This window comes from Pseudomonas sp. DR 5-09, assembly GCF_001655595.1.
Lineage (GTDB): Bacteria > Pseudomonadota > Gammaproteobacteria > Pseudomonadales > Pseudomonadaceae > Aquipseudomonas > Aquipseudomonas pharyngis.
In genome coordinates this window covers 4,257,808-4,281,483 of sequence record NZ_CP011566.1, presented here as the reverse complement: position 1 = coordinate 4,281,483, position 23,676 = coordinate 4,257,808, and the positions used below count along the sequence as shown (strand labels likewise).

Genomic DNA, 23,676 nt, shown 5'->3' with positions numbered 1-23,676 from the left:
GAAACTCCAGTGCTTTACAATCCTTCGAAGGTGGTCGTGGTAAATCGTGTATTGGTCTTTAATGCCAAGTCTTAATTAGTAGCTTATTAAAGCATCTGTGCTGCTCTCACCGATGGTCTTTGATTGACGCGGCTAAAAAATTGGCCGAGTCAGCGGCCTCATCATCATAATGTTGTTCAGCGGGAGCATCAATTGATCATAGAAGAAGGAAGTGAGATAAAAGTACATTTTCTAGCACATTTTACTGCTTATATTGTATCCATACCCAATGAATAGCAGTGCTATTTGTGTTTTATTAGATTCCTGTTTTCAGCACCTGCAATGATGCTGTGATCATAGAGGTCCGTCACTCTTGGATACGCCACTGGTGGTACAGAAGTGGTACGGAGAATATTCGTCTCTCGTTCATGCCAAGTAGAGCAATGCCTGAGCTAAGGGTAGGTGCAAACCATGATCGAACAGGGCTAGTACCTGATGGGAGTGCTCTGGTGAATGGGTCAAAAATGGGGCAAACCGTACGCCAAACTAGCCATTTCATGCCCACCATTCATTTGTGCACGCATCCTGAAACATCGTATCGTCCAGCAAACACGGGCTTTAACCTCAGCCTCTTCTAATACTCGAGCACAATCGGGGTGTGGCCGTTCAGACACGTTTACTTAGGGGCTTTGCCAAGCCCTGCATAATGTGTCCGGCATTCTCTCCAATCGCCCACAGGGCACCCCGAACGTTGTCTCCGACTTCGTTGAAACCTTGCTGTTCAGCATAAAGCGTCAACTCCATCAGGGCTGATTCCAGACCGAACTGATTTCTGGTAGACCCTTTACAGCACACCCGATAACGAATATCCGTCAGCCATACCATCGACTCCCTTTCGAAAAGGAAAGAGCATAGTACCGATAGTGTCCTTTGTGGGCGGTAGTAGTTGGATGCTTAGAAATTGCTACAAAGCATGGTGTCTTTGAGGGCATGGTCAGGCTGGCCGGGGGGCAGACGAGGGGCTATGTCTAATCCATCACCGGCACCGGCACCGACATCGATATAAACGATAAAACGCGATATCGTTTAAAACTGTTTCTTCTCGTAGTGTCAGCGCCTACACCACCTTGCGCCACCCCCTACACCTAAGACAGAATCCGCCGGCTTGTGCGTCTACCCCGTGGCTTTTATCGTTCTCGGGTCACTGAAAACCAGTGATCGGGTTTGGTAGCCCGTGTGTTAGATGTACAGCGTCATCGTCTCCGGTCGTGCTTTCGGCCGGGGTCTATGGTGGTCATGTACAGGGCGTCTTCGGGCGCGCCGGCTCCTGACACCCGGTCTACCAACCTGTTCATGGCCGCCACCCTTCGTTTGGTAGCGAAAGGGTGAAGCCTTCACTAAAAGTGTTAGGAGTTTCATCCATGTTCAAACCAACACCCAACCCACCAGAAACCGATCCAGTTTCCCCCTACAAATTCCCCGATTCACGAACCCTGAACGAAGCCGCCGAACGCGCCCTCGATCACTACCTCACCCCACAGCAACGGATCATGGGCAGCCACACCCAACATGACCCGATGTACTTCGCCAACCCGGCTTACGACACCGAATCCCTGCTCGCCAACGCCAGCGAATCCCTGGGATCAGCCTCCGAAATGCTCAACAACTTCGCCGCCACCCTGGAACCCGTCCACCGCAAAACCGCCATCGGCATTGCGCAGTTGGTGATGTTGGGGTCTTTGGCGGTGAATCAGGCGCTGGATAATGTCGAGCCGAAGTAGGTTCGGGCAACCCTCTGCGGTGGAGGGTTGATCGTTAGACGTGGGTTCAACCTGAACCCACGCTGAAAACCTCGCAAGTTTCATCTTCCCGCCACCCGCGCAGGCCTACGATCCCTCCACAAGATCCCGATCCCCCCGAGCGCCACACACCATGAACAATCCACTCAAAGCGCTGCTGCTCGTCGCCACCATCTCGGTTCTAACCGCCTGTTCCGGCTCCGGTGGCTTGACCACCACCAGTTGTTTCTCCAGCGACTGTCAGTCGCCGCAGGCGCGGAACGTGAATACGTTGAAGTTCGGCGGGAGCAATATCGGTAACAGTTTCAACCAGTACAGCTCCGGCCTGATGCATGACGATTGAGGGTTACTGGGCCGCGGGTACGGCGATCCATTCGCTCAGGACTTTCTGGTATTTGCCGGTAACTTTGCTCAGGTGCAGCCACTGGTCGACGTAGAGTTTCCAGCTGATGTCGTCGCGCGGCAGCAGGTAGGCTTTTTCGCCGTATTGCATGAACTGGCTCGGGTTGACGGCGCACAGGCCGGGTTTGAGTTTTTGTTGGTAGAGGGCTTCGGAGGCGTCGGTGATCATCACGTCGGCCTTGTTGTCGAGCAGTTGTTCGAAGATGGTCACGTTGTCGTGCAACGCCAGTTGCGCCTTGGGCAGGAACGCGTGGACGAAGGCTTCGTTGGTGCCGCCGGCGGGTTCGACCAGGCGCACGTTCGGCTGGTTGATCTGGTCGATGGTCTGGTATTTGGACTGGTCGGCGCAGCGCACCAGCGGGATCTTGCCGTCGACGTCGAGGGTGTTGCTGAAGAAGGCTTTTTTCTGGCGTTCGAGGGTCACCGAGATGCCGCCGACGCCGATGTCGCATTTGCCGGCCTGCATGTCCGGCATCAGGGTTTTCCAGGTGGTCTGTACCCATTCGACCTTGACGCCGAGGCTGTCGGCCAGGGTTTGCGCCATGGCGATGTCGATGCCTTCGAATCCGCCGTCCGGGCGTTTGAAGGTGTAGGGCTTGTAGTCGCCGGTGGTGCAGACGCGCAACTGGCCTTGTTGCTGAATGGTGTCGAGGTGCGAGGCCGGTTCTTGTGCCTGGGCGGCGCCGGCCATGGCCAGCAGGCCGCAGAAGATCATCGTGCTCTTTGGAATTGTCATTGTGATCGGGCTTGTGCAGTGGAGGTGCGGGCCAGTGTAGTGAATGGGTTTGCCGGGTGTCATCCCGGTTCCGGGCTCAACGTGCCCAGCCACGCCACCAGTCCCACGATCACCAGCGCAATCATCAGCTCCAGTGCCACGCTGCGGCGCAAGGCGTTGGCCGCCACTTGATGCTGCCCCGCACGCAAAGATTGCTCGAGCAACGGCCCGAGGTGGAAGCGGTTCAACGCGGCCAGTACCAACATGCCCCCGAACAGCGCAACTTTGATCGCCAGCAGAATGCCGTAGCTGCCGAGCAGGACTTCGCCCAGTGCCGGACCGACGATGAACAGGTAATTCGCCACGCCGGTGATCGAGAGGATGAGCACAATTGCCGCGCCGACGCCTTCGAAGCGCTTGACGGAATCCGCCAGCGAACGAATGCGCGCCTCGCTGCACAGTGCGTCGAGCCGCGCCATCAAGATCAACGCGAGCATGGCGCCCAGCCACGCACCCGCCGCGAGCAGGTGCAGGATGTCGCTGAGCAGATGCCACGCGTTATCCATCGCCCCGTGCCCGCTCCAGGCCAGAGAGGCGAGGGCGACGGCGCCGGCCATTGATGCCAGCCACAATCCCGGCCAGATCATCACGGCGATCAGCGCAATCATCCGCAGCGTCCACGCCAGACCGACGTCGGTTTCCAGCACCATCATTTGCAGATGCGTCCACAGCGCCGCGAACTCCGTCTCGCCACTCATGGCGCTGGTCATCAGCACCAGACTCGCCACTGACAGCAGTGCCCCGATCAACGCCATCCCGCGGAGCATCGGCCGAAACCGCAGCGCCGCGTCAACGCTGTACAGCCCGAACAACGCCAGCCCGAACAACAGCAGCAAATCCACATACAGCGCCAGACGCAGGAGGATGTTGATCAGTTCAGCCATCACTTATTTCACTTTGAACGTGACGTTGCCGGTGATCGGGTGCGTGTCCGATGACACCGCGCGCCATTCGACCTTGTAGGTGCCGGCCGGCAGGGGCGAGAGCGGGGTGACGAGCATGGTTTTCGGGTCGCTGCCGGCGCTGACTTTGGCCTTCATCGGCATCGGCGAATGAGCCATGCCGGGCATTTCGGTCATCACCAGTTTGGCGCCGGAGAACTGGGTCAGTAGATCCTCCGAAAAACGCAGTTCGATCTTGCCGGGCGCCGCGCCGTCGGCACCTTCGGCCGGGGTCGACGACAGCAGTTTCGGATGGGCCTGGGCCAGGGTGCTCAGGAGCAAACCGCTGGCGAGGACGAGGGAGATTTTCAATGTGCGCATGCAAGACCTCTGGGTTGTTTTTTGAAGGGATTCAGAACCACAGCCGTACGCCGAGGACGAGTCGCGCTTCGCTGTGATTCTCGCCTTCTTCCCGTGCGTAACCGGCGGTGCGGCCGTAGGTGCGGTTCCAGGTCACGCCGATGTAGGGCGCGAATTCGCGGCGGATTTCATAGCGCAGGCGCAGCCCGGCTTCGGTGTTCGCGAGGCCCGAACCGATCCCGCGTTGCGGGTCGTTTTTGCCGTAGACGTTGAGTTCGGCGGTGGGCTGCAGGATCAGGCGATTGGTCAGCAGGATGTCGTAGTCGCCTTCCAGCCGCACCGCGCTCTGGCCGTTTTCGCCGAGGAATGCCGTGGCTTCGGCTTCGAAGTTGTACAGCGCCATGCCCTGCAGACCGAACGCGGCCCAGGTTTGTGGGGCGCCGGGTTTGAAGTCCTGACGCACGCCGCTGACCACGTCCCACCACGGCGAAATCGCGTGGCCCCACAGCGCCTGGATTTCCGCGTCTTCGGTCTTGCCGTTGCTGCGTTCACCTTCGGAGCGTAGCCACAGTCGATCGACGTCGCCGCCGATCCAGCCGGACAAATCCCAGGCCAGGGTGCTGGCGTCGTCGGCGTCCTGCCATTCGAGTTTGTCGGCGAGGAAGTACGTGTTGATGGCGCTGTCGTGTACCTGATGTCCGGCGTGGCTGGTGAACACGGCGGCGCGGTCGGCGTCGGTCAGTGCCGGAATCGGCGTGCGGCTTTCGGTCGGTGCGGCGGGCTGCATCATGCCGTCGTCCATGCTTTGCAGATCGCCCATCTGGCTGTGATCCATGCCCTGCATGTCGCTGGAGGCGAAGGCCGGAGCCATCGACAGGAGCGACAACGAAAACGCGGTAAATCGAGTCATGGTCGGCGTCCTCATTCTTCCACCCGCACTTCGCGGAACATGCCCATTTCCATGTGGTACAGGAGATGGCAGTGATAGGCCCAACGGCCGAGCGCATCGGCGGTGACGCGGTAAGTGCGACGGGTGCCGGGCGGCATGTCGATGGTGTGTTTGCGCACCTGGAAATTGCCGTTTTCGTCTTCCAGATCGCTCCACATGCCGTGCAGGTGAATGGGGTGAGTCATCATCGTGTCGTTGACCAGCACCAGGCGAATCCGCTCGCCGTACTTCAACAGCAGAGGCTCGGCGTCGGAGAACTTGATGCCGTTGAACGACCAGGCGAATTTCTCCATGTGGCCGGTGAGGTGCAGCTCGAGGGTGCGGCTCGGGTCGCGGCCGTCCGGGTCTTCGAAGGTGCTGCGCAGGTCGGCGTAGCTCAGTACACGGCGCCCGTTGTCGCGCAGGCCAAGGCCAGGGTCGTCGAGTTTCGCGGCGGTGGTCATGGCTTGCATGTCCACCAGCGGGTTGTCCTTTTCGCTGTCGGGGTGCGACTGCATCGGGCCCATCTTCATGCTCGAGTGATCCATGCTGCTCATGTCCATCGAACCATGATCCATGCCGCCCATGCCCATGTCGTCCATGGTCACCAGCGGGCGCGAGTCCAGCGCCGGCACCGGGGCCGACAATCCGGCGCGCGCTGCAAGGGTGCCTCGGGCATAACCGGTGCGGTCCATGGCCTGGGCGAACAGGGTGTAGGCGTCGGCGGCGGGTTCGACGATCACGTCATAGGTTTCCGCCACGGCGACGCGCAACTCGTCGACGCTGACCGGTTTGACGTGCAAGCCATCAGCGGCGACTACGGTCATTTTCAATCCGGGGATGCGCACGTCGAAGTAGGTCATGGCCGAGCCGTTGATCAGCCGCAGCCGCAGTTTTTCGCCGGGGCGGAACAGGCCGGTCCAGTTGTTATCCGGAGCGTGGCCGTTCATCAGGAAGGTGTACATGGCGCCGCTGACGTCGGCGATGTCGGTGGGATTCATCTTCATCTGCGCCCACATCGTGCGGTCGGCGACGGTGGCGCCCCAGCCTTTTTTGCCGACGTCATGGATGAAGTCGCCGACGGTACGCTTGTGGAAGTTGTAGTAGTCGGACTGTTTTTTCAGGGTCTTCATCAGGCTGGCCGGGTCTTCGTCGGTCCAGTCGCTGAGCATCACTACGTAGTCGCGGTCGTAGTGGAACGGCTCCGGTTCCCGGGCGTCGATCACCAGCGGCCCGTAGACCCCGGCCTGTTCCTGCAAGCCGGAATGGCTGTGATACCAGTAGGTGCCGTGCTGGCGAACCTTGAACTGGTAGACGTACACGCCGCCCGGCTCAATGCCCTTGAAGCTCAGGCCCGGCACGCCGTCCATGTTGGCCGGCAGCAGAATGCCGTGCCAGTGGATCGACGTGCTGTCCTTGAGGCGGTTGCGCACCCGAAGCGTCACGGTGTCGCCTTCGCGCCAGCGCAGCACCGGGCCGGGCAGGCTGCCGTTGATGGTCAGGGCGGTGCGGGGCTGGCCGGTGAAGTTGACCGGGGTTTCGCCGATGAACAGCTCGAAGTCGGTGCCGCTTAACTCGTTGACCTGGCCGGGGCTGTTCAAGGCCCAGACCGGCGTGCGCCACAGGCCGAGGCCGCCGAGCAGACCGCCGGCGGCGAGGCCTTTGACGAAGGTGCGTCTTGAGGTGGTGGAAGGCATGCGCTGGAAGTCCCCGTTTGACCAATGACGGGGAGGCTAACCAGCGGCAGCTTTCAGCTGGCTGAGGGGCGGATTACAGTTGTGTCAGGTTCAACCTACAGACCGAGCCCTTCCTGGACTACCAGCAGCAGGTTGTTTTCCGTCAACGCAATCGCATCCAGCTGTTGCCCGGTTTCGAGCGTCTGCAACCACCAATGGCTTTCACCGTGCTCATCGACCGTGCGCAGCAGCGATGCTTCGCGCCCCGGCAGGACGATTTGCACGCGCCCTGCGCCGTCTTCGGTGAAGCGGGCGATGGGATCGAACGTCAGGCTGTGGTGGTTGGCTTCGATGATCAACTGGTCGATGGCGTAGTCGTGGGTCTCGCCATCCGAAGAAGATTCGCAAACATGCGTAGGATTGCGCCGAATCTTCAGTCCTACTTCGGTGACCGGTTGCAACCAGCCCTCGATACGGTGATACAAGGCGTAGACCTGAGCCGGCCAACAATCGATTTCCAGTTCGGCGCAGGTGATTTCGTCAGCATGGGTGTGCCGGGTTTGTTTGAGTTTCGCGGCGAGTTCGTCTGCTTTACTCATGTCGGTTCCCTGTGGTGATTTCAACATCATCGTAGTCCTTTCAAAGTAATGCAGGTTTTGCCCTGCGTCATGCGCCTGCAACACGGGCATGACTCAATCAGCGTCTGGCCAAGTGATGGTCAGACCACAGAAACCACGGACGCACGCGTCCCAAGGAACGGGAACATGAAAAAGCTTTTTACAATTATGGCGCTGATTGCGCTGACGGTCGGTAGCATCGGCCTGAGTTCGGCGCGCCAGTCGTCTGCCAGCAAGGCGGAATCGGTGGCGGGGGTATTCGATTACTACCTCCTGACGTTGTCCTGGTCGCCGACCTTTTGCCTGACCCACAAGGATGACCCGCAATGCACCGGCAAGGGTTACGGTTTTGTCCTGCATGGACTGTGGCCGCAATACGCCAAGGGCGGCTGGCCGCAATCCTGCCCACCGCTGACCAACCTGTCGGCCGCCGAGACGGCCAAAGGCCTGACGCTGTTCCCGACTAAAAAACTGCTCGATCACGAATGGAGCAAGCACGGCACCTGCAGCGGCCTCGGCGCCATGGGTTATCTGGACGAAGCGGACAAGGCCGTGGCGGCGGTGAAAATCCCGGAAGAACTGCAACCGTTCAGTAGCTCCTATTACTTCGAAGCGCAGGAAATTGCCGATCTGTTCCGCAAGAGCAATCCGGGCATCCCGTCAGACGGCATCGCCGTCATCTGCAACGGCCCGGAACTCTCGGAAGTGCGCGTGTGCATGGGCAAGGACCTGCAATTCGGCGCCTGCGGCAAGGGTGTGAAAACCCAGTGCCGGGCGGGGGATATTCGAGTACCGCCGTCGCGTTGACCGGAGCGGTTACCGGTCATAAAAAACAGGCGCCTTTTTAGGCGCCTGTTTTTTTGCGTGCGGGTTTGAACAACGCCGCGACTTTGTTCATGCTCGCGCGCCAATGGATGATGACGCGACACCGCAAGGAGCTTTTCATGAGCGGAAAACCCGCTGCCCGAGTGACCGACCCGACCGCCTGCCCATTGCCGGGACATGGCACCAGCGGTAAGAAAACCTTATTGCTTCTTCTATTGACCATCTTGTGTTCAGCTTGCGCTAAAAACCATACGGTCCAGCCTGCAAATCTCAATTTTCTGACTATAGAGAGAAAACCCAGCAGCCTGTATTACGAAATTTACTACGCCTCTGATGTAAACCTTTTGGATCTGTTTGGGAGAGGAATGAGGGAAGGCGCCGCTTCGACAATGTTGGAGTGTGCACTGGGTGACGATCAGGACTTCTCTATCACTAACCGATTCAGATATTCGGCGTACGGACTGATTGATGTAGATGAGACCAACAAAGCCGGCGGGAAATACAACTACGTGACGAGTGCAACTTTAAGGCAAACCGTAAATAACGGTTCAACTCAGGAATTTCTTTCAATTCAGGAGTTGAATGGCCTGTTGTCCGGAAAGCTCCAGGTCCCCTGCAAAGTCGTCATTACCGCCTGGGGCTACAAACCCTACTACTCAAACACCATGAACCTCCCGGTCGCAGACCTGCTGCGCGAAGGTAACAAGTTCTGAGCTCATTGCTAAAAGGGAACATACGTGGGGTCAGGGCGATTTTCTACCAGAGAAGTAGGCAGTAAATCGGCCAGCGACTTACTGCTTGAATCGATCATGGAGGAGTTCTCGTGAGGTACAAATTTCTTCTTTGCATGTTTCTGGTCATCTGCTCCGGGTGTGCAAAGGATCATGTAAAGCCTCCGGCAAATTTGATCTTTGTGTCTGTTGTAAGAGAACGAACGCTCTTGTACGACATTCGGTATCAATCGGACGTGGATGTTCTGGATCTTTTTGACCGAGGCGAACGTAAAGGAATGGCGTCGGGTACTCTTGAGTGCGCCTTGGGAGACGACGAAGACTTTGCGGTTGATAAATCAATGCAGTTTTCTGCCCTCGGTTTGATTACCTCGGATAAGGGGCAGGCGAACAAAACGGGATTTTCCTATCTGACCAGCGCGTTTTTGATCGAAACCTCTAGCGATAGAAGTACGGACAGAAATCTGTCAGCGGCCGAACTGAACCAACTCCTCTCAGGCAAACAACAAATCCCCTGCAAAGTCGTCGTCACCGCTTACGGCTACAAACCCTACTACTCAAACACCATGAACCTCCCGGTCGCAGACCTGCTGCGCGAAGTCAACAAGCCCTGAGCTCAGCGCCATTTGGGGGGATCAAGCAATCCCCCCGCATCCACCCCCAGTTCTCCCCGCAAAAACTCCACCAGCCCCCGCTGCAATCCACTCAACACCCCCTCGCGACTGACCAGCGCCAGTTCCGTCGGTGGCAGCGGCGGCAAGTCCGTGCACACCCGATGCTCCGGCAACACCGCCGACGCCGGCAGCACCGAAACCCCGAGCCCGGAGGCCACCGCCGCCTGAATGCCGGTCAGGCTGTGGCTGCCGAAGGCCACACGCCATGGGCGTTGCGCCACGTCGAGCAGGCGGATCGCCCGTTGTCGGTACAGGCAGCCTTGGGGAAACAGCGCCAGCGGCAGCACGCCAGTGGAGGCATCGAATTCCACGCCTTTGACCCACTCCAGTCGCTCCGGCCAGGTCGCCCAGGCGGGGCCGCTGTCGGGTTCGCGTTTGATCAGGGCGATGTCGATTTCGCCGCTGTCGAGGCGTTGGCGCAGGTCGAGGCTCATGCCGCTGACGGTTTCCAGCCGTGCTTGCGGGTGGCTGCGCGTGAAGCCGGCGAGGATCAGCGCCATGCGTCGGGCGTCGAAGTCTTCCGGCATGCCGATGCGCAGGATTTCCAGATCCACGTCGCTGGCCAGTGCTTCGCTGGCCTCGGCGGACAAGGCCAGCAGGCGGCGAGCGTAGTGGATCAGCAGTTCGCCGTGCTCGGTGACGCTGACGTTCAGCCCGGTGCGGTCGCGCAACAACAGGGCGTGGCCGACCAGGTCTTCCAGTTTGCGTACCTGTTGGCTGACCGTGGATTGGGTGCGGTGGACGCGTTCGGCGGCGCGGGTGAAGCTGCCTTCATCAACCACGCAGACGAAGGTTTTCAGCAGTTCCAGATCCAGCATGGCGACGGTCTCGATATTTGTTTGGCAACTGACGATTGGCTATTTATTTAATTTCACACTATCACCCCGAGTTCATAAGCTGAAGCCCTCACTTACAGAGGAATGCCCCCATGACGTTGATCAACACACCGCGCCCGCAATGGCTGACATTCGATTGCTACGGCACCTTGATTCAATGGGACGAAGGCCTGCGCGCCGTGGCCGAGCGGATCCTCAGCGAGAAGGGCGAGCACCGGGTCGATGCCGGGCGCCTGATCGAGGTTTACGACCGCCACGAACATCGCCTGGAACAGACACCGCCGCACCGCTCGTTCCGCGAGCTGAGCACTCTCGGCCTGCAACTGGCCCTGGAAGAACTGGGCCTGGCGAGTGCCAGCGAAGACAGTCAGCGCCTGGCCGCCGCGATCCCGCAGATGCCGCCGTTTCCCGAAGTCGTCGAGACCCTCGCGCAGCTCAAGGCCATGGGTTTCAAGCTGTGCATCGTCTCCAACACCGATGACGACATCATCGCCGGCAACGTCGCTCAATTGGGTGGCCACATCGACCGGGTAATCACCGCGCAGCAGGCCGGCGCCTACAAACCGGCGCCGCGGCTGTTCGACTACGCTCATGAGCAATTGGGCGTCAGCCGCAATCAGGTGGTGCACATCTGCGCCAGCCCGATGCTCGACCACACGGCGGCCCGCGATATGCATTTTCGTTGCGTCTGGATCGATCGCGGCACCGGTCGTCAATTGCTGCCGGACTATCGGCCCGACGCGATCCTCAACACGCTGGACGAAGTGCTGCCGCTGTTCGCATCCCTTGGCTGGTAAGAAAACACGCCCCTCATCAAGGAGTTTCGCCATGGCCCATACCCTGACCGGCAGCGCCCGACCCGCGCGTTACGCCTCGTTGAACCTCGACAGCGAAGCCATCCTCACTGCCCGTCACGAGCTGGCAGCGTGCTTTCAACTGGCGGCGCTGCACGGGCTGGAGGAGGGGATCTGCAATCATTTTTCGGCGATGTTGCCGGGGCACGATGACCTGTTTCTGGTCAATCCGTACGGCTATGCGTTTTCCGAAGTGACGGCGCATAACCTGCTGGTCTGCGACTTCGCCGGCAACGTGGTGGACGGCGAGGGTCAGCCGGAAGCGACTGCTTTCTATATTCACGCGCGCCTGCACCAGCGGCTGCCTCGGGTGAAGGTCGCGTTCCATACGCACATGCCGAACGCGACAGCGTTGTGCCTGCTGGAGGGGCCGCCGCTGTTGTGGCTGAGTCAGACCGCGCTGAAGTTCTACGGGCGCACGGCGGTGGACGAGCATTACAACGGGCTGGCGCTGGATGAGCGTGAAGGCGACCGGATTGCCGAGGTGATGGGCGAGGCCGACATTCTGTTCCTGAAGAACCACGGAGTGATTGTCGCGGCGCCGACCATCGCCGAAGCCTGGGACGATCTGTATTACCTGGAGCGTGCCGCGCAGGTGCAACTGCTGGCGATGGCCACGCAACGGGAGTTGAAACCGGTGCCGCACGCGGTTGCGCAACGGGCTTACGAGCAGATGCGCGAGGGCGATCCGGAAAGTGCGCGGGCGCATCTGCACAGTGCAATGCGGCGGTTGGCGAGCCGGGGGTAAAAGCGAGGAAAACGGGCAGGCAAAAATAATTCGCGTCGCAGGTCATCCAATTGCCCTGCGCGCCGATAGCAAAAGGGTCGGGATTGTCTCGGTGGCACTTGGTTGCCCCACACAACCCGGTGGGCTACGCTCACAAAAACAAGGGTTTCGGGCTTTTGCCCCTGTCGTACCTGCCCAGGACACGCTTTTGCCTATCCCCATTCACGATCCGCACCAGGCCCCCGGCGGCACCCTCAAGCGTTTGCCCCTGCGCAAGGCGGCGGTGTTGTTCATCGTGGCTGTGTGTCTGAGCCTGTCCGGCCTGTTGTATTTGCAGATCGAACAGTCGCGGCGCCAGGATCTGGCCAACGCGCAGGTGTCGTCGGCCAACCTGACCCGGGCCATGGCGCAGCAGGCTGAAGACACTTTTCTGGCAGCGGATCTGGTGCTGACCAGCCTGGTCGACTGGGTTCAGGACGATGGCTATGGCGCGGAGCAGAAGCCGCGTTTGCAGAAAACCCTCGCCCGGCGGGTGCAGCAACTGGAGCAGTTGCACGGCATGTTCCTGTTCGATCGCGAAGGGCAGTGGGTGATTACCTCGTTCGCGGATCTGCCGCGCGGCCATGGCGTGGCCGATCGCGAGTACTTCAAGTTTCACCAGCAGAACGTCTCGGCCGTGGCGCACATCGGCCCGGCGATCCGCAGCCGTGAGAACGGCGAGTGGATCATCCCGATCTCGAAACGGGTCAACGACCACGCCGGCAATTTTCAGGGCGTATTGCTGGCCGGGATCAAGATGTCCTACTTCGACCGGTTCTTCAAAAGCTTCAGCCTGGACGACAACGGCACCATGTTCCTCGGTCTGACCGACGGCACCTTGCTCGCCCGGCGGCCTTTCGACGAGAGCCTGATCGGCACCTCGCTGGCCAAGGGCGAGATCTACCAGAAGTTGCTGCCCAATGCAGCCGCCGGCACCGCGATGATCGATTCGGTGGTCGACGGTGTCACCCGTCTTTATGGTTACCGGCAGCTGGAAAGCTACCCGTTGGTGGTCGCGGCGTCTTCGTCCCGGGACACGATCCTCCAGGGCTGGTATGACCGGGCGTTCCAGTCCAGCGTCATCGTGGCGCTGGTGATGCTCGGCGTGGGGCTGTTCGGCTGGGTGTTCATTCATCAGGTGCGCGATGGCGAGCGGATCGAGAAAAACCTGCGCAAGGCCCAGCGGACGCTGGAGCAGATCGCCACCCACGACAGCCTGACCGGGCTGGCCAACCGGCGTCTGTTCGAGCGCTCGCTGGAGGTGGAGTTTGCCCGGGGCGCGCGGCAGTCGAGCCCGGTGAGCCTGATCATGCTCGATATCGATTTCTTCAAAAGCTACAACGATGCCTACGGCCACGTGGCCGGTGACCATTGCCTGACGCAGGTCGCGCAGGTGGTGAAGAACTGCTGCCAGCGCAAGTCCGATCTGGCGGTGCGCTATGGCGGGGAAGAGTTCGCGGTGTTGCTGCCGGACACCGACATCAACGGCGCGCTGGCGATTGCCGGGCAGATCCGCCGCAGCGTCATGGACAAGCACATCACCCACAGCGGTTCGCCCACCGGTTATCTGACGGTGAGCCTGGGCTGCTATTCGTTTATTCCGCTGGGCAATGACAGCCCTGAGCTGTTCATCCAGCGAGCGGATGCGGCGCTGTATCAGGCCAAAAACGCCGGCCGCAATCGCGCGGCCGTGTTGTCGATGGACGTCGGATTCGGCGAGTTACTGCGCTCGGATCGCTGACAAAAAAACAATCGGTTTCAGACACAGGCCATGGCGTTCACCACGGCCTGCTCTTGTTCGTTCAGCCGCCAGTGCCACCGCCGGCACCGCCCGTGCCGCCACCGGCCGAACCGGTGCCACCTCCTGCTCCCGAGCCTGAACCGCTGGCACCGCCGTTGGTGCCGGTCCCACCACCCGCGCCGCTGCCGCCGGACGGCGAGCCCGGCGTATTGTCCGGTGGCATGGGCGAGCCATTGGTGGAGCCGGATTTGGTGCCCGTGGCATCGGCGCCGTCGTTGGCGGCGAATGTCGCGGCTGAGCCTGTGGCCAGCAGGCCGATCAACAACAGCGAGGTGAGTCTGCGCGTCATCATGGTCTGTCTCCGGAAAGGGGATTACCTGATATTGGTCAGACGCGCCGAACCCTTGGTGCCGGCCGGATGACGAGCGGTCAGAAGTCCACGGTGGCCGACACCTTCAGCGTACGCGGCGTGCCCTGGGTCAGGTAACCGCCGTTGGCCGAGGCCCAGTAAGCTTCGTTGGCGACGTTCTCCAGATTGGCCCGCAGGGTGATCTGCTTTTCATCCAGCTTGAAGGCATAGCGCGTGCCCAGGTCGAAACGGTTCCACGCCGGAATGCTTTGAGTATTCGCCGCGTTCAGGTACTGGCCGCCGGTGCGCAACATCCGCGCGCTGAGGGCGGCGCCTTCGAGGCCCGGAATGTCCCAGTCGGCGCCGAGGTTGAACTGGAAGCGCGGCACCCCGACGGCGCGATTGCCGTCATTCACGCCGTTGCTGCTGCCTTCCAGTTCAGTCTTCATCACGGTTGCGCCGCTGAGCAGGCGCAGACCGTCGAGCGGTTCGCCGTAGACGTTGAGTTCCACGCCTTTGTTGGTCTGCTGGCCGTCGACCCGGAAAATCCCGTCCTGGGTGTAGCTCGACGGTTGCTCGATGCGATAGACGCCGAGGTTGGCGCCGTAGCTGCCCATGTCCAGCCGCACGCCGGCCTCGATCTGTTTGCTGCGCACCGGGGCGAAGGTTTCGTCGCGGTTGATCGCGGTGGTCGGCGGCGTCGGGCCCTTGGCCAGGCCTTCGATGCGGTTGGCATAGAACGACACATGCTCCCACGGCTTGATCACCAGGCCGTAGACCGGGGTGGTGATCGACTCTTCATAACTGGAGGTGCGGGCGCCGGTGGCGGTGCTCCAGCCATCGACTTTCAGCTCTTGGCGGCGCACGCCGAGGGTCAGCAGAATGCGGTCATCGACAAAGCCGAGGGTGTCGGAAATCGCCTCGCTGCGCAGGGTGTTCTTGCCGGTGATGCGCGGGTCATTGATGTCGCTGGCGAACGAGGTGGGGGCCGGGCGCGGCTTGTCGGTGACGTTGTACAGGTTGGTACTGTAGCGCCCGGCGGTGCCGATGGTTTCGAACGCCGAGCGCTGCTCGCCCCAGATGCCCGCCCAGCCGAGGTTCAACTGGTGCGTGACGGGGCCGGTGTCGAAACGGCCGTTGAGCCCGGCCATGGCGCTCTGGTTGTCCTCGTCGTGGGGTGAATAGAGCATGCCGCCACGGGCGTTGCCGTTCAGGTCGGTAACGGTCAGCGACGAGTACACCCCGTTCTCGCGGGTGTGCTTGGCGCCGCCGGAGACGTAGGCCGTCCAGTTGTCGTTCAGGTCATATTCGGCGCGGGCCATGCCGAAGGTGTCTTCGAGTTGCGAATAGCTCCAGCTCTGGGCGTAGCTGGCGTTGGCGTGCGGCACCTTGGGGGCTTTGGTCAGGCTCGAATCGACATAGACCACCGAGCGGCCCTGGTTGATCACCTGCTTCTGATAGCCGAAATCGGTCGAGACCCGCAGGCGATCACCGCGATAGTCCAGGCCGACGCTGAACAGCGACGAGCGCTGGTCTTCGTCATCGACGGCAGTATCGCCTTCGCGCTGCATCAGGTTGACCCGCGCGCCGAAGCGGTTGTCCTCGCCAAAACGCTGGCCCAGATCCAGATGCCCGCCGACCCGACCGTCGGCGCTGTAATCGAGGGTGACGCTGCGGGTCGGCGTATCCATCGCGCGTTTGGGTTGCAGGTTGATCCCGCCCCCGATGCCGCTGCCGCTCGGGGTCACGCCGTTGACGAATGCATTCGGGCCCTTGAACAGTTCGACCCGGTCCAGCGCTTCGACGGCAATGATCTGCCGGGGCAGCACGCCATAGAGGCCGTTATAGGAAATGTCATCGGAGGCCAGCGGCAGGCCGCGGATCATGAACATCTGCGAGAAGTTGCCGAAGCCGTTGGACTGGCGCACCGAGGCATCGTTGAGCAACACATCGCCAACGGTCTGGGCCTGTTGGTCGGCCATGGTCTTGGCGGTATAGCTGGTGACGCTGAAGGGCAGGTCGTTGACCTCCTGGTTGCCGAGCATGCCGATCTGCGCGCGGCGCGCGACCTGTTCGCCGCCGTAGGTATCGCCGCTGTCGTCGCGCAGGGCGCTGACGTTGGTGGCGCCCAGTTCCAGCGCGCCGTCCGCCGCGACTTTCGGGGCCACGGTGTAACCGTTGTGGCCGGTGCTGATCAGCTCGAAACCGCTGCCTTCCAGCAACCGCGCAAAACCGCTCTGCGCGGTGTAACTGCCTTGCAGGCCGGGGCTCTGGCGATTACCCAGTTGCGCCGGATCGAACGACAGCGGCACGCCGACGCTGACCGCAAATTGCGCCAGCACATGGCTGAGCAGGCCGGGGCCGATATTGACGCTGCGGCTGGCGCTTTCACTGACGCTGTCGGCGGCGTGGGCGGCGCTCGGCAGCAGGGCGCTGAAGGCCAGGGCCAGGCTCAGGTTCAGGGCCTTGAGCGCAAACGTGGCGGGGCGGGGCGATGGCATTGCGGTCATTCGGTGTTCCTGTGGGGGCGTGGAATCGGAAGGTCTATCCACTCACCGGACGAGACGCGAAAAGGTATCAGTGAATATTGAAAATATTTTCCGAGGGCTCAGACACGGGGCTCCACCGATAGCCAATAACGGGTCAGGCTGTTGATGTTCAGCGGCAACGTATCGCTGAGCAACCGCAGGCTGGCGTCGGTGTCACGCAGGGAAAACGCTCCGGATACGCGCATCGCCGCCACGTCCGGATGACAGCGCAGGACGCCCCGGCGATAGCGGCTCAATTCGCCGAGCAATTCGTCCAGACGCATGTTGCTGGCCAGCAGCATGCCTTTGTCCCAGGCCAGGGAAGCGGTGTCGAAGGTTTCGCTGCTGTCGAAGCTGTTGAGCTTGAAGCGCTGGCGCTCGCCCGCCTGGAGAATCGCGCTGTGCTGGAGCAGTTGCGGGGTGATCTGGACCTGGCCTTCGAGCACCGACACCAGGCTGCGCGAACCCTCGGTGCGCACGCAGAATCGCGTGCCCACTGCGCGGGCCACACCTTGCGGGGTTTCGACAATGAACGGACGGGCGCTGGTGTCTGCGGCGGTGTTGATCAGCGCTTCGCCGTTGAGCAGCAGGACGCGACGCTCCACCGAGCTGAAAGCGATGTCCACGGCGCTGTCGGTGTTGAGCACCAGTTGAGTGCCGTCCGGCAATTGCAGGTTCTTTTGTTCGCCGACGGCGGTGCGCTGGTCAGCGGTCCATTGCTCCCACGGCACATGCTGCGAAGCGATGCCCAGCGGCCCGGCCATCAACAGCAAGCCGAGGCGGGTGAGGGTCTGGCGACGGCTCAGGCCCTCTTTGCGGGACGCGCGTTTCAAGGTCTGGATCGCGACGTTGGTCGGCACGCTGCGCAAGTCCCCCAGCAACGCTTCGGCCCGTTGCCAGGCAATGGCGTGCTCGGCGCTGCGGGTGCGCCATTGGGCGATGGCCTGATGGTCGGACGGGGTCGCGGTGCCGGAATGCAGTTGCACCAGCCAGTCGGCGGCTTCGCCGAGAATCTGCGGATTGATCATCGACGAATTCATCAGGCGACACTCAGGCAGGCAATGAACGCGGCACGCATGTGGCGTTTGACGGTGATCAGCGAAACATTCAGGCGCGTGGCGATCTGCGCGTAGGTCAGGCCTTCGATCTGCGACAGCAGGAAGGTCTCGCGGGTCTGCTCGGGCAGTTCGCGCAGCAGCGCTTCGATGCGCCACAGGGTTTCGAGGATCAGGTAGCGGGTTTCCGGCGACGGCACTTCGGCGGCGGGCAGGTGCGCGATGGTTTCCAGGTACGCGCGCTCCAGGTCCTGACGCCGCCAGCGATCGATCATCAGGCCTTTGGCGATGTGCGTCAGCAGCGCCCGGGGCTCGTTGCCGAGCGGCTTGATCACCTGACGGGTGAGCAGGCGCAGGAACGTATCGTGGGCCAGATCGGCCGCCTCGCAGCGGTTGCCCAACTTGCGCTGCAGCCAGCCCTGCAGCCACCCGTGGTGTTCGCTGTAGAGCGTCTGGACTTGCTGATTCAACGGCTGATTGAGGGACGACATGGAGGGCAGGTACTCGTTTCGGGCGTCCGTTGCCAGAGATGCAATCGAGAGTGCGATTAGGGTGCAATTAAGAATTGATCGCATTCTAGTGGCGCGCAACGAGTGCTGGCAATTGCCCATTCACACTTTCTTTTCTGACACCAGCGCAGTGGCCTACCCATCTTCCGGGAGATTGGCTATTTGCCGGTCCGGACGCCGGGACTAACGTAGCCCCACATTCACTTGCCCCGGAGAGTCGCCATGAAACCTCGTATCGATTTCTACACCGCGTCCCCAGATGCCCTGAAAGCGATGATCGCCCTGGAAACCGCCGTCTCGAAATTGCCGCTGGAAAAAAACCTGATCGAACTGGTCAAGCTGCGCGCTTCGCAGATCAATGGCTGTGCGTTCTGCATCGACATGCACACCGCCGACGCGATCAAGGGCGGCGAAACCCCGCGCCGGTTGTTCGCCGTGACCGCATGGCGTGAAGCGCCGTTTTTCACTGAACGTGAACGCGCCGCGCTGTTGTGGACCGAAACCCTGACCCAGCTGAGCCTGACCCACGCCCCGGACGAAGACTACGAAGTGGTCGCTGCGCAGTTCTCGCCCCAGGAAATGGTCGACCTGACGGTCGCGATCAGCACCATCAACAGCTGGAACCGTCTGGCCGTGGGCTTCCGTAAAACCCCACAGGCCTGATCGATCAATGTGCATCGGCACTCGGCGCGGCCGGTGGTTGCACCTTGCGCATCAAGGGCACCATCGCCGTGGCGATGCCGAAGCACACCATGATCATCAGGAACGTGTCGCCGTAGGTTTGCGTCTGCGCTTCACGGTAGGTCAGCAGCCACAGCTGACGCAGGCTGGCAGTGAGGCCGACATCGCCGCTCTGACCCAGCGCGGCAAAGTTGCCGCCGACCTGGGCCAGCCACTGATTCACTGCTTCGTTGCTGCTGTTCAGATGCTCCGCCAACCGGGTGAAGTGCAGGTTGGTGCGGTCGTTGAGAATGGTCGCGCACGCCGCAATTCCGATTGCACCGCCCAGATTGCGCATCAGGTTGAACAGGCCCGACGCATGCTTGAGCCGCGCCGGTGCCAGGCCACCCAACGTCAACGTTACTGCCGGCGGCACCGCCAGTTGCTGGGCGATTCCGCGCAGGGCTTGTGGCAGCAGCAATTCTCCGGCGCCCCAGTCATGGGTGATCGGACTGAATTCCCACATCGACAAGGCGAACAACGCCAGGCCCGCCATCATGATCCAGCGCAGATCGATGCGATTGGCCAGAAAGGCGTACAGCGGAATCGCCATGATCTGGAACACCCCGGTGGAGAAAACCGCCAGACCAATGTCCAGCGCGCCGTACCCGCGCACCCGGCCGAGAAACAGCGGCGTCAGGTAAATCGTCGCGAACAGGCCGATCCCGGTGACAAAGGAAAAGAAGCAGCCAAGGGCGAAGTTGCGATCCTTGAGGGCGCGCAGGTCGACGATCGGATTGGCCACGTGCAGCGTGCGGCCGATGAAGGCCAGCCCCGCGAGGCCACTGATCCATGCGGTGGTCAGGATGGTCTGGTCGCTGAACCAGTTCCAGCGCGGGCCTTCCTCGAGGGTGTATTCCAGGCAACCGAGAAACAGCGCCAGAAACACCATGCTCAAATAGTCCGCGCCCTTGAGCAGCGACAGTTCCGGCTGGTCGATCTTCACCAGCATCGGCACCGCCACGGCGACGAAAATCCCCGGCACCAGATTGATGTAGAACAGCCAGTGCCAGGAGGAAATGTCGGTGATCCAGCCGCCGATCACTGGGCCTAATGTTGGCGCCAGCGAAGCCACGGCGCCGATGGTGGCAGCGGCGATGACCCGCTGTTTGCCGGTGAAGAAAAAGAACGCGGTGGTGAACACCAGCGGAATCATCGACCCACCGAGAAACCCTTGCAGCGCGCGAAAGGCGATCATGCTCTGGATGTTCCAGGCGATGCCGCAGAGCAGACTGGCGAGGGTGAAGCCGACCGCCGAGGCGCAGAACAGCCAGCGCGTGGAGAACACTCGCGACAGCCAGCCCGACAGCGGAATCACGATGATCTCGGCGATCAAGTAACTGGTCTGCACCCATGCCGTTTCATCGGTGCCGGCGGACAACCCGCCGCCGATATCGCGCAGCGAGGCCGAGACGATCTGGATGTCCAGCAGCGCGATGAACATGCCGATGCACATCGTGGCGAAGGCGAACACTTTGGTCGCCGTCGCCATCTCGGCGGCATTGAATGGCTGCGCGGAGGCGGTGAGGGCGGTGCTCATGGCGCGCTGGCCACAGCCGTGGTTTCAGGTTGGGCGCGGGTGTCGACTTCAGCGGTCACCGACAGGCCCGGACGCAGATGGCCGAGCACGCCGTCCGCCGGGTCGAGCAGGATCCGCACGGGTACACGCTGGACGATTTTGGTGAAGTTGCCGGTGGCGTTTTCCGGCGGCAGCACACTGAACTGCGAACCGGTGGCCGGGGCGAGGCTATCGAGGCGACCGTGGAATTCCTGGCCGGACAATACGTCGGCGCGGATGCTCACGCGCTGGCCGGGTTTCATCCGCGCCAGTTGGTCTTCCTTGAAATTGGCATCGACCCACAGGCCGCTGGCCGGCACCACCGACAACTGCTGCGAACCGGCCTGGGCATAAGCGCCGACCCGCGCGCGGCGATTGCCGATCACGCCGTCAACCGGAGCGCGCAGTTCGGTGTAGCCGAGGTTGAGTTGCGCCAGATCACGCTCGGCCCGGGCTTGCTGGAGGGCGGCGCGGGCCTGTTGTTTCTGGGTTTCGATCACGGTGAGCTGGCGTTGCGCGGCCAGCAATTCGGCCTGGGCTTTGGCGCTCAAGGCTTGCGCGGTCTTGAAGGTGGCGTCGGCCCGTTGCGCGCTTTCCACCGAGACTGCGTTGGTGGTCACCAGGCGTTTGTAGCGCGCGTTGTCGTCCCGCGAACGGGCGGTTTCGGCGCTGGCGGCATCGATGCCGGCGCGGGCCTGACCGATCACCGCTTGCTGCAGTTGTTCGGTGGCATCGAGGTTGGCCAGCAGCGCTTCCTCGGCGGCGACCGCGCCTTCGGCCTTGGCCAGATTGGCGCGGTAGTCGCGGGCGTCGAGGCGGATCAGCACGTCGCCGGCCTTCACCTTCTGGTTGTCGCTGACCAGCACTTCCTCGATGTAACCGGCGACTTTCGGTCCGATCACCGTGACGTCGCCGCCGATGTAGGCATCGTCGGTTTCCTCGAGAAATCGCCCGGTGCCCCACCAATGCAAGGCATACAGGCCGGCGAACACCAGCGCGGCCAAACCCGCAGTGGGCAACAGCAGCCATTTGAGCAGAGGAGGTTTGGGGGCGCTGACCGGAACGGCGAGATCGGGTTCTACGGTGGGCATGCTGGTCATGGCGTAATACCTGAAGAAGCGGAATGGCTATTACGACCATAATATGACGCGAGTAATATTTTGTGGCAATTGATTTTTATCGCCGGTCGTCAGATGAAGGTTGTTGAAAGAAGAAGCTGACCATTTGTTTAAGAAATGTAAGCGCTGTAGGAAGCGTCTTGCATTTGTGTAGGAAGGCTCTGACTATCACCGCAATTGATGGGGTGGCATTACGCCAGTTGATTGCAAGGATGTTGAGTGCCGTATTCGCTTTGCGCTGTTTCCAGTAGTCGTTCCCTGCCGCGCCCGCTGTTGTCGGCCTTGTTGTTGAGTGTGTGTGCGCCCAGCGTTCTCGCCGTCGAAGCGCCAGCCCCTGGCCAGGAAGTGCTGCGCCAGCAACAACTGCAACAGCGCGATCTGCAACAACTGCAACTCGAACAGCGCAAGCGCCAACTGGAGCGCGGCGCGTTCGGCCCGACCCCGGCCACACCGGCCATTCCTGAATCGATCAAACCCGACGCGCGCTGCTGGCCCTTGAGCGGCACGCGCATCGGCGGTGTCACGCTGATCGATAAAGACCAACTCAACGCCCGGATCAAACCGCTGCTGGCGCCGTGCATGGGTGTCGGCCAGATCAACCATCTGCTGGCGACCATCACCGCGCTGTACGTGGAGAAGGGCTACGTCGCCAGCCGGCCGTACCTGAGCAGTGCGCCGGCGGCGGGGCAGTCGCTGGATATCCTGATCGACGAAGGCTACATCGAGTCCATCGAACTGGCGGATCAAAGCCTGCCGGTTTCCCTCGGTGGCGCGTTCCCAGGCATGCTCGGCAAACCGCTGAACCTGCGGGATCTGGAGCAGGGTCTGGATCAGTTGAACCGTCTGCGCTCGCTCGATCTGACCGCCGACATCGCCCCCGGCAGCCAGCCCGGTGCGTCAAAAATCATCTTGCGTTCACGTACTTCCGGGCAGTCACGCTGGGCCCTCGGTGCCGGTTTCGACAACCTCGGCAGTGCCAGCACCGGTCGTGATCGCGACACGCTGAGCCTGACCCTCGACAGCCCGCTCGAACTCAACGACCTGTTGAGCCTCAGCGCCAGCGACACCCTTAATCAGGGCGACCGCTACAGCCGCAACGCCAGCCTCTATTACGCGATTCCCTACGGTTACTGGACGTTCAGCACCTTCGCCAGCCACGCCGAGTATCGCGCGCCGTTCAAACTCAGCGCGGCGACCCTGCACAGCACCGGCATCACCGATCAACTCAGCCTGCGCGCCGACCGGGTGTTGTGGCGTGACCAGAGCCATCAGCTCAGTGCCAACCTGCAACTGGCGCACAAGGACGTCGACAGCTATCTGGAAAATGTCCGCCTCGGTATTCAAAGCCCGACTCTGACTGTGGCCGAAGCGGGGCTCAATCTGTTCTGGCTCGACCGCGCGGTGTGGAATCTCGACGTCAATTACGCCCAGGGTTTAAGCGGGTTCGGCGCCGACGACGATGCCGATCGCCAGGTCAACAACCTACCCAAGGCGCAATTTCGCAAGTACCGCGCCGGCCTCAGCCAATGGCGCAACGGCCAGCTCGGCGCGCAAGCCTGGCAATGGCAGAGCCAACTCAATTTGCAGTACAGCCCGGATCCGCTGCCAGCCATCGAACAACTGCTCGGCACCGATGATTCCGCCGTGCGCGGTTATCGGGTCAGCAGCGCGTCCGGCGCCAGCGGCGCGATCTGGCGCAACACCTTGCGCCTGCCGTTGCGCAGCGATCTGCCGATGCAGCTCACCCCGCGCGTCGGTCTCGACCACGGCTGGATCAAGGCCGATCACGGCGCCCCGGTTCAACGCCTGAGCGGCGCCAGCATCGGCCTCAACCTGGGCTGGAAAAACCTGCAAGTGGATGTCGATTACCAACGCAGCCTGAACACCCCGACCGGCCTGCAACGCGAGCCTGAAACCTGGCTGATGCGGGTCGGATTGCAGTTATGAACGTCAGTGAACAACAGCCATCGGACCTGAGCGCGACAGCCGTGGCCT

At 61.5% G+C, this 23,676-nt stretch carries 23 protein-coding genes; 10 read left to right on the top strand and 13 right to left on the bottom strand.

The features are described from left to right. Nucleotides 1-1,400 precede the first annotated feature (1,400 nt). Together PDR5_RS19145 and PDR5_RS19140 are read left to right on the top strand one after the other, a co-directional pair. Nucleotides 1,401-1,760: a DUF6124 family protein gene (locus tag PDR5_RS19145; RefSeq protein WP_064598050.1), complete on the top strand. Its 360-nt coding sequence runs from the start codon at nt 1,401-1,403 to the stop codon at nt 1,758-1,760. Between the two features lie 151 nt (nt 1,761-1,911). Continuing rightward, the gene (locus tag PDR5_RS19140) at nt 1,912-2,121 is read left to right on the top strand and encodes a hypothetical protein (protein ID WP_064598047.1); all 210 of its coding nucleotides are present in this window, start codon (nt 1,912-1,914) and stop codon (nt 2,119-2,121) included. 3 nt (nt 2,122-2,124) lie between these two features. Here PDR5_RS19140 and PDR5_RS19135 read toward each other — a convergent pair whose 3' ends face one another. The 6 genes from PDR5_RS19135 to PDR5_RS19110 all read right to left on the bottom strand — a co-directional run bounded on the left by PDR5_RS19135 (nt 2,125) and on the right by PDR5_RS19110 (nt 7,399). After that, the gene (locus PDR5_RS19135; protein WP_172829495.1) at nt 2,125-2,916 is read right to left on the bottom strand and encodes a transporter substrate-binding domain-containing protein; all 792 of its coding nucleotides are present in this window, start codon (nt 2,914-2,916) and stop codon (nt 2,125-2,127) included. Between the two features lie 59 nt (nt 2,917-2,975). Continuing rightward, complete coding sequence (gene copD, locus PDR5_RS19130) at nt 2,976-3,839, bottom strand: copper homeostasis membrane protein CopD (protein ID WP_064598042.1); 864 nt, start codon at nt 3,837-3,839, stop codon at nt 2,976-2,978. Nucleotides 3,840-3,842: 3 nt separating this feature from the next. After that, nucleotides 3,843-4,217, bottom strand: coding sequence for a copper homeostasis periplasmic binding protein CopC (copC, locus tag PDR5_RS19125; RefSeq protein WP_064380958.1), 375 nt, complete (start codon nt 4,215-4,217; stop codon nt 3,843-3,845). Nucleotides 4,218-4,248: 31 nt separating this feature from the next. Continuing rightward, on the bottom strand, nt 4,249-5,106 hold the full coding sequence (locus tag PDR5_RS19120; RefSeq protein ID WP_064598040.1) for a copper resistance protein B: 858 nt from the start codon (nt 5,104-5,106) through the stop codon (nt 4,249-4,251). 11 nt (nt 5,107-5,117) lie between these two features. Further along, on the bottom strand, nt 5,118-6,821 hold the full coding sequence (locus tag PDR5_RS19115; protein WP_064598038.1) for a copper resistance system multicopper oxidase: 1,704 nt from the start codon (nt 6,819-6,821) through the stop codon (nt 5,118-5,120). A 95-nt stretch (nt 6,822-6,916) separates the two neighbouring features. Further along, nucleotides 6,917-7,399 carry a hypothetical protein gene (locus PDR5_RS19110; RefSeq protein WP_064598036.1) on the bottom strand — a complete coding sequence of 161 codons (483 nt, stop codon included), beginning with the start codon at nt 7,397-7,399 and terminating at the stop codon, nt 6,917-6,919. A gap of 165 nt (nt 7,400-7,564) precedes the next feature. Here PDR5_RS19110 and PDR5_RS19105 point away from each other — a divergent pair, with 165 nt between their 5' ends. The 3 genes from PDR5_RS19105 (at nt 7,565) to PDR5_RS19095 (ending at nt 9,587) form a co-directional block, all read left to right on the top strand. After that, entirely contained in the window at nt 7,565-8,224 is a 660-nt protein-coding gene (locus PDR5_RS19105) for a ribonuclease T2 (protein ID WP_064598033.1), read from the top strand. A gap of 137 nt (nt 8,225-8,361) precedes the next feature. Next, the gene (locus tag PDR5_RS19100) at nt 8,362-8,955 is read left to right on the top strand and encodes a hypothetical protein (RefSeq protein ID WP_237233729.1); all 594 of its coding nucleotides are present in this window, start codon (nt 8,362-8,364) and stop codon (nt 8,953-8,955) included. A gap of 227 nt (nt 8,956-9,182) precedes the next feature. Then, on the top strand, nt 9,183-9,587 hold the full coding sequence (locus tag PDR5_RS19095; protein ID WP_223290674.1) for a hypothetical protein: 405 nt from the start codon (nt 9,183-9,185) through the stop codon (nt 9,585-9,587). Nucleotides 9,588-9,589: 2 nt separating this feature from the next. On the opposite strand, the gene PDR5_RS19090 is transcribed toward PDR5_RS19095, so the two are convergent. Continuing rightward, nucleotides 9,590-10,465: a LysR substrate-binding domain-containing protein gene (locus tag PDR5_RS19090; RefSeq protein WP_064598031.1), complete on the bottom strand. Its 876-nt coding sequence runs from the start codon at nt 10,463-10,465 to the stop codon at nt 9,590-9,592. Between the two features lie 110 nt (nt 10,466-10,575). On the opposite strand from PDR5_RS19090, the gene PDR5_RS19085 reads away from it, so the two are divergent. The 3 genes from PDR5_RS19085 to PDR5_RS19075 all read left to right on the top strand — a co-directional run bounded on the left by PDR5_RS19085 (nt 10,576) and on the right by PDR5_RS19075 (nt 13,844). Continuing rightward, on the top strand, nt 10,576-11,280 hold the full coding sequence (locus PDR5_RS19085; RefSeq protein WP_064598029.1) for a haloacid dehalogenase type II: 705 nt from the start codon (nt 10,576-10,578) through the stop codon (nt 11,278-11,280). Nucleotides 11,281-11,311: 31 nt separating this feature from the next. Then, nucleotides 11,312-12,085: an aldolase gene (locus PDR5_RS19080; RefSeq protein WP_064598027.1), complete on the top strand. Its 774-nt coding sequence runs from the start codon at nt 11,312-11,314 to the stop codon at nt 12,083-12,085. 187 nt (nt 12,086-12,272) lie between these two features. Next, nucleotides 12,273-13,844 carry a sensor domain-containing diguanylate cyclase gene (locus tag PDR5_RS19075; protein WP_064598025.1) on the top strand — a complete coding sequence of 524 codons (1,572 nt, stop codon included), beginning with the start codon at nt 12,273-12,275 and terminating at the stop codon, nt 13,842-13,844. 61 nt (nt 13,845-13,905) lie between these two features. On the opposite strand, the gene PDR5_RS19070 is transcribed toward PDR5_RS19075, so the two are convergent. The 4 genes from PDR5_RS19070 to PDR5_RS19055 all read right to left on the bottom strand — a co-directional run bounded on the left by PDR5_RS19070 (nt 13,906) and on the right by PDR5_RS19055 (nt 18,267). Next, on the bottom strand, nt 13,906-14,196 hold the full coding sequence (locus tag PDR5_RS19070) for a hypothetical protein (RefSeq protein WP_064598024.1): 291 nt from the start codon (nt 14,194-14,196) through the stop codon (nt 13,906-13,908). Nucleotides 14,197-14,273: 77 nt separating this feature from the next. Beyond that, complete coding sequence (locus PDR5_RS19065) at nt 14,274-16,703, bottom strand: TonB-dependent receptor (RefSeq protein WP_064598023.1); 2,430 nt, start codon at nt 16,701-16,703, stop codon at nt 14,274-14,276. 98 nt (nt 16,704-16,801) lie between these two features. Then, the gene (locus PDR5_RS19060; RefSeq protein ID WP_064598021.1) at nt 16,802-17,761 is read right to left on the bottom strand and encodes a FecR domain-containing protein; all 960 of its coding nucleotides are present in this window, start codon (nt 17,759-17,761) and stop codon (nt 16,802-16,804) included. Then, complete coding sequence (locus PDR5_RS19055) at nt 17,761-18,267, bottom strand: sigma-70 family RNA polymerase sigma factor (RefSeq protein WP_064598019.1); 507 nt, start codon at nt 18,265-18,267, stop codon at nt 17,761-17,763. The genes PDR5_RS19060 and PDR5_RS19055 overlap by 1 nt, the downstream gene beginning before the upstream one ends. 240 nt (nt 18,268-18,507) lie before the next feature. On the opposite strand from PDR5_RS19055, the gene PDR5_RS19050 reads away from it, so the two are divergent. Beyond that, a complete protein-coding gene (locus PDR5_RS19050; RefSeq protein ID WP_064598013.1) occupies nt 18,508-18,948 on the top strand; it encodes a carboxymuconolactone decarboxylase family protein in 441 nt (146 codons plus the stop codon). A 4-nt stretch (nt 18,949-18,952) separates the two neighbouring features. Here the strand turns inward: PDR5_RS19050 and PDR5_RS19045 are convergent, their stop codons facing one another. Then, a complete protein-coding gene (locus tag PDR5_RS19045; RefSeq protein WP_064598011.1) occupies nt 18,953-20,545 on the bottom strand; it encodes a DHA2 family efflux MFS transporter permease subunit in 1,593 nt (530 codons plus the stop codon). Continuing rightward, the gene (locus PDR5_RS19040; protein ID WP_064598009.1) at nt 20,542-21,663 is read right to left on the bottom strand and encodes an HlyD family secretion protein; all 1,122 of its coding nucleotides are present in this window, start codon (nt 21,661-21,663) and stop codon (nt 20,542-20,544) included. Before PDR5_RS19040 ends, PDR5_RS19045 begins: the two co-directional genes overlap by 4 nt. A 237-nt stretch (nt 21,664-21,900) precedes the next feature. Between PDR5_RS19040 and PDR5_RS19035 the strand changes: the two genes are divergently transcribed. Beyond that, nucleotides 21,901-23,628, top strand: coding sequence for a ShlB/FhaC/HecB family hemolysin secretion/activation protein (locus PDR5_RS19035; RefSeq protein WP_064598007.1), 1,728 nt, complete (start codon nt 21,901-21,903; stop codon nt 23,626-23,628). Nucleotides 23,629-23,676 lie beyond the last annotated feature (48 nt).

Bases quoted from the DNA above. Each gene is read 5' to 3' on its own strand.
- PDR5_RS19085 (WP_064598029.1), top strand. From the start codon at position 10,576: ATGACGTTGATCAACACACCGCGCCCGCAATGGCTGACATTCGATTGC.
- PDR5_RS19090 (WP_064598031.1), bottom strand. From the start codon at position 10,465: ATGCTGGATCTGGAACTGCTGAAAACCTTCGTCTGCGTGGTTGATGAA.
- PDR5_RS19080 (WP_064598027.1), top strand. From the start codon at position 11,312: ATGGCCCATACCCTGACCGGCAGCGCCCGACCCGCGCGTTACGCCTCG.
- copC (WP_064380958.1), bottom strand. From the start codon at position 4,217: ATGCGCACATTGAAAATCTCCCTCGTCCTCGCCAGCGGTTTGCTCCTG.
- PDR5_RS19105 (WP_064598033.1), top strand. From the start codon at position 7,565: ATGAAAAAGCTTTTTACAATTATGGCGCTGATTGCGCTGACGGTCGGT.
- copD (WP_064598042.1), bottom strand. From the start codon at position 3,839: ATGGCTGAACTGATCAACATCCTCCTGCGTCTGGCGCTGTATGTGGAT.
- PDR5_RS19115 (WP_064598038.1), bottom strand. From the start codon at position 6,821: ATGCCTTCCACCACCTCAAGACGCACCTTCGTCAAAGGCCTCGCCGCC.
- PDR5_RS19045 (WP_064598011.1), bottom strand. From the start codon at position 20,545: ATGAGCACCGCCCTCACCGCCTCCGCGCAGCCATTCAATGCCGCCGAG.
- PDR5_RS19110 (WP_064598036.1), bottom strand. From the start codon at position 7,399: ATGAGTAAAGCAGACGAACTCGCCGCGAAACTCAAACAAACCCGGCAC.
- PDR5_RS19065 (WP_064598023.1), bottom strand. From the start codon at position 16,703: ATGACCGCAATGCCATCGCCCCGCCCCGCCACGTTTGCGCTCAAGGCC.
- PDR5_RS19070 (WP_064598024.1), bottom strand. From the start codon at position 14,196: ATGATGACGCGCAGACTCACCTCGCTGTTGTTGATCGGCCTGCTGGCC.
- PDR5_RS19145 (WP_064598050.1), top strand. From the start codon at position 1,401: ATGTTCAAACCAACACCCAACCCACCAGAAACCGATCCAGTTTCCCCC.
- PDR5_RS19120 (WP_064598040.1), bottom strand. From the start codon at position 5,106: ATGACTCGATTTACCGCGTTTTCGTTGTCGCTCCTGTCGATGGCTCCG.
- PDR5_RS19140 (WP_064598047.1), top strand. From the start codon at position 1,912: ATGAACAATCCACTCAAAGCGCTGCTGCTCGTCGCCACCATCTCGGTT.
- PDR5_RS19050 (WP_064598013.1), top strand. From the start codon at position 18,508: ATGAAACCTCGTATCGATTTCTACACCGCGTCCCCAGATGCCCTGAAA.
- PDR5_RS19135 (WP_172829495.1), bottom strand. From the start codon at position 2,916: ATGACAATTCCAAAGAGCACGATGATCTTCTGCGGCCTGCTGGCCATG.
- PDR5_RS19055 (WP_064598019.1), bottom strand. From the start codon at position 18,267: ATGTCGTCCCTCAATCAGCCGTTGAATCAGCAAGTCCAGACGCTCTAC.
- PDR5_RS19060 (WP_064598021.1), bottom strand. From the start codon at position 17,761: ATGAATTCGTCGATGATCAATCCGCAGATTCTCGGCGAAGCCGCCGAC.
- PDR5_RS19040 (WP_064598009.1), bottom strand. From the start codon at position 21,663: ATGACCAGCATGCCCACCGTAGAACCCGATCTCGCCGTTCCGGTCAGC.
- PDR5_RS19100 (WP_237233729.1), top strand. From the start codon at position 8,362: ATGAGCGGAAAACCCGCTGCCCGAGTGACCGACCCGACCGCCTGCCCA.